Genomic DNA, 1675 nt, shown 5'->3' with positions numbered 1-1675 from the left:
AAAGAGCTCATAGACGAGGTGAACGAGGCGATGCTGTTTTACTACGAGCGCTTGGAGCTCTCGCCGGCCTCATACTACAAGGCTTTGATGAACCAAAGCATCGATATGGGCGATGCCAGGGAGGCGAAGGCAAACTATGAGCTGTGGAAAAAGCTCGCCAAAGACGACATGGGTGATTGCGAGGCGTGCGAGGCCAGCGATGAGATCGCGTATTTAAATTTTGCAGGCGAGCACGAAGCGGCGCTTGAGCTTGCCGCGCCGATACTCTCGGGCGAGCTAACCTGCTCCGAGGTGCCGCACATAACCTACGCGCCGATACTTTTTAGCATGATAAAGACGGGCAAGATAGAGGAGGCAAAAATCCTGCTGCCAAAAGCCGCGGCGACAATCGAATCAAATCCTCGCGTTATAAATCAGATCGCACCGCTAATCGAGATCGCCGTTAGGCTGGATGAGCGCGAGATGGCTCTAAGCTTAGCTCGTAAACACTCGCACGCCATACTCGATAGCAACGACGATCTAAACGACCTACGATTTTTCATCGCCGTTAGCGCATTTGGCGATGAGAACGACTACAAGACGGCTTTGGAGCTGGCGGGCAAATTTGATGCTAGAAATCAAAACTTCTATTACGCTGATTATCTAAATAAATTTTACGAGGAATTCGGGAGTTGAAATTTGACGGTTTAAAGGCCTAGCGCGCTACGCTCGTAAAGCAGGGCGCTATTTCTCAAGCGCATGCGGCGCGATGATCGAAACTCTATGGCTCGATACTACTTTTTTCATACTCTCAACGGCGAGCGCGATAAAATTTATGCAGAACGTGCATTGATGGCTCGTGCGGTAAATTTTATATTGCTTACTCGCGCACGTCGGCAGCCGGTCATCAAGATATGCGACGCAACACGCATATGTCATAAATCTTAAATTTTATTTGGTGGGATGAGAACAAAAACGCCCCAGCAGCCCACATCATCCGCTAAACCGCGCGGACGGAAGCGAATATCTGCGGCGGTAGGATGTGCGTTCTAAATTTAGCCGCCTTGGTCGACGTAAAATCTAAATTTAAACCCGGCCTAGCGCTGATCTCGCAGTGAAAACACGCACAAATCGCAGCGTATCTCATGCTACTACTCAATTTAGCGGCAAATTTAATAGTGGGTTTAAAAGCGCGGTACGACGAAATTTTAAAGTAAAATTTCGAATAGAATTTAAAATTCAGGAATTCAAATAAAGCTTTAAAATTCCAAGAGAATTTCACTCTCTGGAATTTTAAAGCTTTAGCGTTAGCATGTAGAAAAATTCAAAGCAGTGATTAAACCAGAAAAACATTAAGACTGTTATACTTTGACTCTAAACATTGCCTATACATTTTTTCACAAACTCAAAACCAAGTGGCGTAAGCGTTGTTTTATTATATCCGATCGGGATAGTACCGGTACCTATTAAAACTTGGCTAGGGATGTCTGATTGTGTTATTAATCCTAATCTCATAAGAGAGCTTATGTTGAAAACAAAGCGATCTTCATCTATATCTAAATGTTTTAAAATTTCATTTTTTACGACTACTGCTTTAAGAACTCTGTCTAAGCTAGGGTATTCTCTTTTATTGATTATAACTTCATAGTAAAATTTTAATATTTTTGCTTGCACAGGAGTTATCTCTTTTAATATA

2 protein-coding genes are annotated in these 1675 nt (G+C 43.5%); one reads left to right on the top strand and one right to left on the bottom strand.

The window, feature by feature from the left end; genetic code table 11:
- Positions 1-675, top strand: a 675-nt coding sequence (locus Q0140_RS06040; RefSeq protein WP_297962795.1) for a hypothetical protein, incomplete at its 5' end; no start/stop codon positions are given.
- A 678-nt stretch (positions 676-1353) separates the two neighbouring features.
- Here Q0140_RS06040 and Q0140_RS06035 read toward each other — a convergent pair.
- On the bottom strand, positions 1354-1675 hold a 322-nt coding region (locus tag Q0140_RS06035; RefSeq protein ID WP_297962793.1), incomplete at its 5' end, for a hypothetical protein.

This window comes from uncultured Campylobacter sp. (assembly GCF_938045405.1).
GTDB lineage: Bacteria > Campylobacterota > Campylobacteria > Campylobacterales > Campylobacteraceae > Campylobacter_B.
The sequence above is the reverse complement of the archived record's forward strand: the minus strand, read 5'-3'. Positions and strand labels throughout refer to the sequence as shown.